This window comes from Streptomyces sp. NPDC054840, from assembly GCF_053611065.1.
In genome coordinates this window covers 1-6,248 of record NZ_JBSGZP010000444.1, presented here as the reverse complement: position 1 = coordinate 6,248, position 6,248 = coordinate 1, and the positions used below count along the sequence as shown (strand labels likewise).

At 70.5% G+C, this 6,248-nt stretch carries 6 protein-coding genes and 1 pseudogene; 3 read left to right on the top strand and 4 right to left on the bottom strand.

Features of this window, described 5'->3' with window-relative positions; translation table 11 throughout:
- Both ACWGIU_RS26395 and ACWGIU_RS26390 read left to right on the top strand, forming a co-directional pair.
- Positions 1-671, top strand: a 671-nt coding sequence (locus ACWGIU_RS26395; RefSeq protein ID WP_453709756.1) for an NAD(P)/FAD-dependent oxidoreductase, incomplete at its 5' end; no start/stop codon positions are given.
- Between the two features lie 283 nt (positions 672-954).
- The gene (locus ACWGIU_RS26390) at positions 955-1,413 is read left to right on the top strand and encodes an LIC_13387 family protein (protein WP_453709754.1); all 459 of its coding nucleotides are present in this window, start codon (positions 955-957) and stop codon (positions 1,411-1,413) included.
- Between the two features lie 170 nt (positions 1,414-1,583).
- Here ACWGIU_RS26390 and ACWGIU_RS26385 read toward each other — a convergent pair whose 3' ends face one another.
- Complete coding sequence (locus tag ACWGIU_RS26385) at positions 1,584-1,949, bottom strand: hypothetical protein (RefSeq protein WP_453709752.1); 366 nt, start codon at positions 1,947-1,949, stop codon at positions 1,584-1,586.
- Positions 1,950-2,152: 203 nt separating this feature from the next.
- Positions 2,153-2,818 carry a deoxynucleoside kinase gene (locus ACWGIU_RS26380; RefSeq protein WP_453709750.1) on the bottom strand — a complete coding sequence of 222 codons (666 nt, stop codon included), beginning with the start codon at positions 2,816-2,818 and terminating at the stop codon, positions 2,153-2,155.
- 484 nt (positions 2,819-3,302) lie between these two features.
- Between ACWGIU_RS26380 and ACWGIU_RS26375 the strand changes: the two genes are divergently transcribed.
- Positions 3,303-3,932, top strand: coding sequence for a GNAT family N-acetyltransferase (locus tag ACWGIU_RS26375; protein ID WP_453709748.1), 630 nt, complete (start codon positions 3,303-3,305; stop codon positions 3,930-3,932).
- Positions 3,933-4,018: 86 nt separating this feature from the next.
- Here the strand turns inward: ACWGIU_RS26375 and ACWGIU_RS26370 are convergent, their stop codons facing one another.
- Positions 4,019-4,927, bottom strand: a complete 909-nt coding sequence (locus ACWGIU_RS26370) for an Imm49 family immunity protein (RefSeq protein ID WP_453709746.1) — start codon at positions 4,925-4,927, stop codon at positions 4,019-4,021.
- A 117-nt stretch (positions 4,928-5,044) separates the two neighbouring features.
- Positions 5,045-6,248 (bottom strand): annotated as a pseudogene (locus ACWGIU_RS26365) (serine/threonine-protein kinase); the annotation flags it as partial.

The following is a 6,248-nucleotide window of genomic DNA, read 5'->3' as shown; positions in this document are numbered from 1 at the left end:
GTATCGAGGTATCGCTCGGCGCTTCCGTCGCCAAGGCGGGCCCTGAGGACGTCACCCTCACCGACGGGCGGGTGCTGCCCTGCCGCACCCTGATCTGGACGGCCGGCGTCGCCGCGAGCCCACTCGTCGCCACGCTGGGCGCCGAGACCGCGAAGAGCGGTCGGCTCGTCGCCGCTCCGGACCTGCGGGTGCCGGGGGCGGACGGCGTGTTCGCGCTCGGTGACGCGGCCGCCGTCCCCGACCTCGCCGGCGGCGGGGACGACACGGTGTGCCCGCCCACCGCGCAGCACGCCGAGCGACAGGGCAGGGTCGCCGCCGACAACGTCGTCGCCACGCTGCGGGGCACGCCTCTTCGTCCCTACGTCCACAAGGACCTCGGACTGGTCGTGGACCTCGGCGGCCGCGACGGCGTCTCCCGGCCGCTCGGCATCGACCTGCGCGGGATGCCCGCCCAAGCCGTAGCCCGCGGCTACCACTGGGCGGCGCTGCGCACCGGAGCCGCGAAGACCCGGGTGATGACGAACTGGCTCCTGAACGCCGTGGCCGGCGACGACTTCGTCCGGACCGGCTTCCAGACCTACAAGCCGGGGACGCTGCGCGACTTCGAGTACACGGACCACTACCTCACCCCGGAGGAGGTGCGGGCCCGTACGGCGGCCGACGGAGGCTGACGGTTCGTCGAGCGAGATCGCCATCAGCAGCAGCCGGACCACCAGGGCCGCCGGCTCCCGCGGGCAGCCCACCCCGATGCCGGGAGGGGAACTGTGCGCGCATCACCCGGGCAGGCGCGACCCCAGAGGAACGGCTCCACGGGCGACATCACCCGACCGGGCTGACGCGGCGGAGTCCGCGCGCGGTTTTCCCACACCGGACAGTCTCTACAGGTGTAGAGTGCAGCTCGACCTGACCCTCTACATATGTAGAGGGTGCCTGAGCCGTACTCAAGGAGTCGCGATGAGCGCGCCCGCCCCTTCTGCCGTCAGACAAAAGCCCGAGCCGCTGCGACCCTTCAAGGTGGGCGTCGGAGGGTTCTTGCTGCTGGGGACGGGCCACCTCGCCCTCGCCGCCGCAGAGGCCTGGGGCAATCCGACCCCGCAGCAAGAAGCCTCGTCGGCGGCCATGCGGGCAACGAGCATGACGTTGCTGGGTCTTGAACGCACCACCCTCGATGTCGTCCACGGCATGAGTTCCGTCATGGCCCTCTTCGTCATCTCCTCCGCACTCCTTGCCCTGTTCGCCGCCCGGCACTCCCCGGCCTTGATCGAACGGCGCACCGCCTTCGGGTGGACACTCCTCGCCGCCTCGACCGTCGGCCTGGCGATATCCGCCCTCTTCCTGCCCCCGCCACCGATCGTCGTCCTCACCGTCACCAGCTGCGCCTTCGCCCTGTCCCTGCGCCGGGCGACGCCCTGACCCGGGGCTCGGCGGGTCTCGATGGCGGGCAAGGGTCGGAGGAGGCAGGAGCAGGACAGCTCGGAGATCCTCTCCACGGCCGCCGGTGGCCTGCTCCAGTCCCTCGAAGCGAGGCGAAGCGAGGCGCGACCGGGGCAGGGAGTAGTCACGTGATCGGCCGGACAGGGGTCCTAGGCCGACCTGCGGCGCAGACTCCGGCGTACCAGGTACAGGGCGCCGAGCAGCACGATGACGACGAGCAGGACGATCAGGAGCGTCTTGAGCAGCCCGCCCTTCTTCTTCTTGCTCTTCTTGCCCTTCTTGTTCCCGGTGGTGGCCCGGACTTGGGACGACATCGGTGCGTGGAGACCGGTTGCCACCCCGGCGCCGGCGAGAACACCGCTCTGCGGGAGCGCCGCGGCGGCAGGAGCCTGCCGGGCGGCGGGAGCAGCCGCCGAGGCGGTGGCCGCAGGGCCCAGGAGCAGCCCGGCGAGCACGAAAAGCGGGATGAGTGCCGCCGCGGCCGTCGGGCGCTTCTTCGGCTTGCTGTTCGTCATCGATGTTTCCCCTGTTCTCCCCTGCCCCGGCCGGGCGCGGTGGGATCCGGAAGGGCCGTGGCTACGGAGCATCGTGGACGAGTTCGACCGCCCCGGCAAGCACTTGACGGCCGTGGGCGCGCTCACCCCGTACTTCCGGCGTCGTCGGGGTGGTCCGACGACGACCGCGTCGCCCCGCTCACAGCCGACCGACCACGGCGAGCTCAGACGCGGCGGTGCGCGACAGCCGCCAGGGTGTCTTTGACTTCCTGCACCACACGGGCCGCGTCCTCGGGGCTCTTCACCACATCCGTGTGGTTCATGTCGATGACGAGGACCTCGCTGGCCGAGTAGTGCTTGTGCACCCAGTCGTCGTAGCCGGACCACAGTGTCCGGTAGTAGTCGACGAGGCTCTCGTCCTGCTCGAAACCGCGGCCCCGCAGGCCGATCCGGTGCAGCACCGTCTCGAAGTCCGCCTTGAGGTAGACCATGAGATCGGGTGCCTTGCGGTACGGCAGACCGTCGATCTCGCGCATCATCTCACCCAGCAGTCCCTCGTACACCTGCATCTCGAGGGAGCTGATCCGGCCCAGGTCGTGGTTGACCTTGGCGAAGTACCAGTCCTCGTAGATGGACCGGTCGAGGACGTTGTCTCCCTGCTTGTACGCCTCCTTGATCGAGGCGAACCGCGTCTGCAGGAAGTAGAGCTGCAGCAGGAAGGGGTAGCGCTTCGCCTGGATCTCTTCGGGGCTCGCCGTGTAGAAGAGCGGAAGGATCGGATTGTCGTCCACGCTCTCGTAGAAGACTTCGCTGCCCAGCTCCTTGGCGAGCAGCTCGGCCACACTCGTCTTGCCGATTCCGATCATGCCTCCGACGCAGATCACTGGCATCCCTCACTTCTCCCTGGGGGTTTTCTTTTCGTGGGCGGGTGGGCTGTGGGCCCCACGCCACTGAGACGCACGCCGGCGGTCACGCGATTCCCCGGGATCTTCATGATCAGCGTCAAATGGTCGCCGTCCGGACCAAGGCTCTGCCTGACTCGGGCTGCTCTCCTCGACCGGTCGGCCCGACCGTTCCGCAGTCACCGCACACGGCGACGAGCCGCAGCCCGGCGGCCGCCTTGAATCTTAAATGATGATCAGCCTCCCGCTGTCGCCGGCGTCGGCCACAGCCCGCTCTCCGGCGTTTGCCGCGCTCGCACGAGCGGACGCCAGGCGGAGCGCTCCCGGCGGATGCCGGTCCGTCGCACGCTCGGAGGGCGCCCTCGGGGGCTCCTTCTGAGCGCACATATAGTCAGGGCACCCTAAGCGTGGAGCCGCACGCGTGCTCACCGCCCCTGTCGCTCCTCTCCGAACGAGCAGAAACGGAACCTGTATGAGACCCGAGTCCACTTCCCTCGCCTCCCCGCGCGCGGACGTCCTGACCGAGACCGTCGAAGGCTTCGGCACGGTCCGTTTCACCCCGGTCGACCCCGTCGCGGACTCCGCAGTGCTGCACTCCTGGGTCGTCGAGGAGCGCGCGCAGTTCTGGGGCATGAACGGCGCCAGCCGGGAACTGGTCCAGGAGATCTACGAGGACGTGGACCGCCGCGACACGCATCACGCGTTCATGGTCCGGTTGAACGACGAGCCCGTGGCGCTCTTCCAGACGTACGAGCCCGCGGAGGACCGGGTCAGCGACTGCTACGCGGTGCGGGAAGGCGACATCGGCGTCCACCTGATGCTTGCCCCGGCGACCGGCCGCCCCCGGCCCGGATTCAGCACGACCCTGGTCGGGTCGCTCATCCGGTTCACCTTCCGCGACCCGGCCGTCCTGCGCGCGGTGGCCGAGCCCGACGCCTCCAACGCCAAGGCCCTCGCCCTGCTGAACCGGCTCGGCTTCGTCCGCCAGGGCGAGATCACCCTCCCGGAGATCGACCTGCCCGAGGTGTACCTCCCGGAGAAGCGGGCGGTGCTCGCGTTCCTCGACCGCCCCGCCGTACTGCCGGCCGCAGAGACGATCTAGGTCAATACATATAGGTCCGCAAAGGCCCGCCTGCCCCGCGACGCCTGGCCCAGCGCCGGCCGCCGGTCACTCCGCCGTGCGCGCCCCTACTGGCTCGGGGCGCGCAGCAGGGCCGTCGGCAGGTAGCCGGAGCGCACCTTCAGCTCCCAGCCGTGTGCGTGGACGGCAAGGGCTGCCAGGGCGACGGCTGTGACCGGCAGCAGCGTTCTCGGCGCGGCCGCCGGACCGGCACTGTCGCGGTGTTCCAGGAGACGGTTGGTCAGGGCGCGCTCGAACGCGGGCTGGCCGTCGTCGAGGAGTACGCGCAGCAGTCGCTGGTCGGGGGTTTGCGGACCCGCCGCGTCGAGCCGTGCGGCGGCCGCGGCGCGGTCCTCCGCCTCCGGCTTGCGCAGGGGCGGTACCCCGGACGCGACCCAGGGCGAGTGCGGCGTCTCCACCAGGTGGAGGTAGCCGCACAGCGCGTCCATCTCGGCGAGTTCGGCCGGGTCGGACACCGAGCTCAAGGACGAGTACGGCAGTCCCGCGTGGAACATGGGCGCGTAGTCCTTCCTCAGCAAAGGACCTATCACCAGGGCCCGTTCCCACAGCAGCCCGGTGATCACGCTCAGCGCGAAGGCGTCCACCCAGACCCGCGCCGTGGGTGCCTGGTCGACCACGTCGCCGAAGGCGAAGTCCTCGCTGCTGAGCTCCTCGCCGACAAGGGGGAAGAACACCTCGAAGTCCCCGCCGGGGCAGGCGCCGAGCGTCAGAACACCGAGCGCGCACTCCGCCGCTGTTCGCAGGGCCAGCCGGCCCGGTGCGCCCTCCAGTTGCGGATCCTGGAAGGTGAGAGCGCCGACGTGGTCCAGGAGTTCGTCGCCCGTCTCCTGAATGCCCTTGAGGGACAGGCTGTCGTAGCGCAGTCCGTGCCAGCGGCCGAAGGTCCGCCCCCGGATGTTTTCCAGGGCTCGACTCGTCCGGTCCTCGTCGACCTCGTGACGTGTCACTTCCTGCACGGTTGCCCATCCTCCCGTCGGACACGGCCGGCAGCGAATCCGCCGCCCCTCGTCGCCGATCTTGAAGGAGCCATCCTCTCCGACCGGACCGACAAGACGCCCCCCGGGCGGCACGACCTAGTTCTTCGCCGCGGCCCCGGCATTGCGCCAGACCGTCAGGTCGACGGTAACGAAGCCGGTCTCGCCCTTCACGCCCGATTTGCCGCGGAAGGTGGCCAGCGTGATGTGGCCGGCCTTGCTCAGAAAACAGACCTGCGACCCGTCCGTGAGCTGGTCGAGGCCGATCTTCTCGGTGAAGCGGGTCACGGCGCGGCAGGTCTCCAGGGAGCCCTTCTCCGAGTTGTTCAGCAGGACGAGCTTGCCGTTCGCCGTACCGAACTTCTCGTCCCCGAAGAGGCGGTCCCGGTAGTAGAAGAGGTCTCCGTGCCCGTAGAGCACCCCGGCACCGGTCGGCTCCTCGGCCGGCCGAGGCGGGTTGTCGGCGAACATCAGCTGGTGGTTCTCGGGCACTTCGATGCGCTGGTAGGAGACCGGCTGCGGGTCGGGCTGCTTCTGCGAGGCGCCCGAAGAGGCACTGCCGCCGTTCGACGACTTGTCGCCGCCGCCCTTGCCGGAGCCGTCCGGCAGCAGGGACCCGATGACCGCGAGCCCGATGACCGCCGCCGCGACGGTCCCTATGACGAGCAGTGCCGTCCGCTTGGGGCGTGGCGCAGCGGGCGGGGGAGCGAAGCCCTGGGTGTGGAACGGCGGCGGCGTGCTGTGGCCCGGGGCGTACGAGGGCTGCGTGTACGGGGGGTGGCTGTACTGCGGCTGGTTGTGCTGCGGCTGCGGCTGCCGCTGCGGATACGAAGGCTGCGCGTACGGGGGCGGCGTCGGGTAACCCGGCGGCACGGTCCCCGGAACTCCCTGTGCCGGAGCCGTCTGCGTCGGCGCGGCGGCCGGACCGGTCGGTGTGTAGCCGGGCGCGGCGGGTACCACAGGAGCAGCCGGAGCCGGAGCCGGAGCCGGACCCGGAGCCGGAGTCGGGGACTGCGGCGAGACCTCCGTCGGAGTCGGCGCCGAGGCGGCCGTCGGCGGCTGCGGCGGCGGGGTGGGCGCCGGCGCGGGCAGCCGCAGCCGTTCGGTGATGGAACCGGCGACGGCCTGCGGCAGCCAGTCCTCGCCTTGGCGCAGCGGGGCGTCCGAGGCCGCGTTGCACAGCTCGATTACCTCGGTCAGGGTCGGCCGGTCGGCCGGGTCCCGGCTGAGGCAGCGGGTCACCACCGGCCGCAGCTCCTCGGGCAAGGCACTGAGGTCGGGGTCCTCGTGCACGATCCGGTAG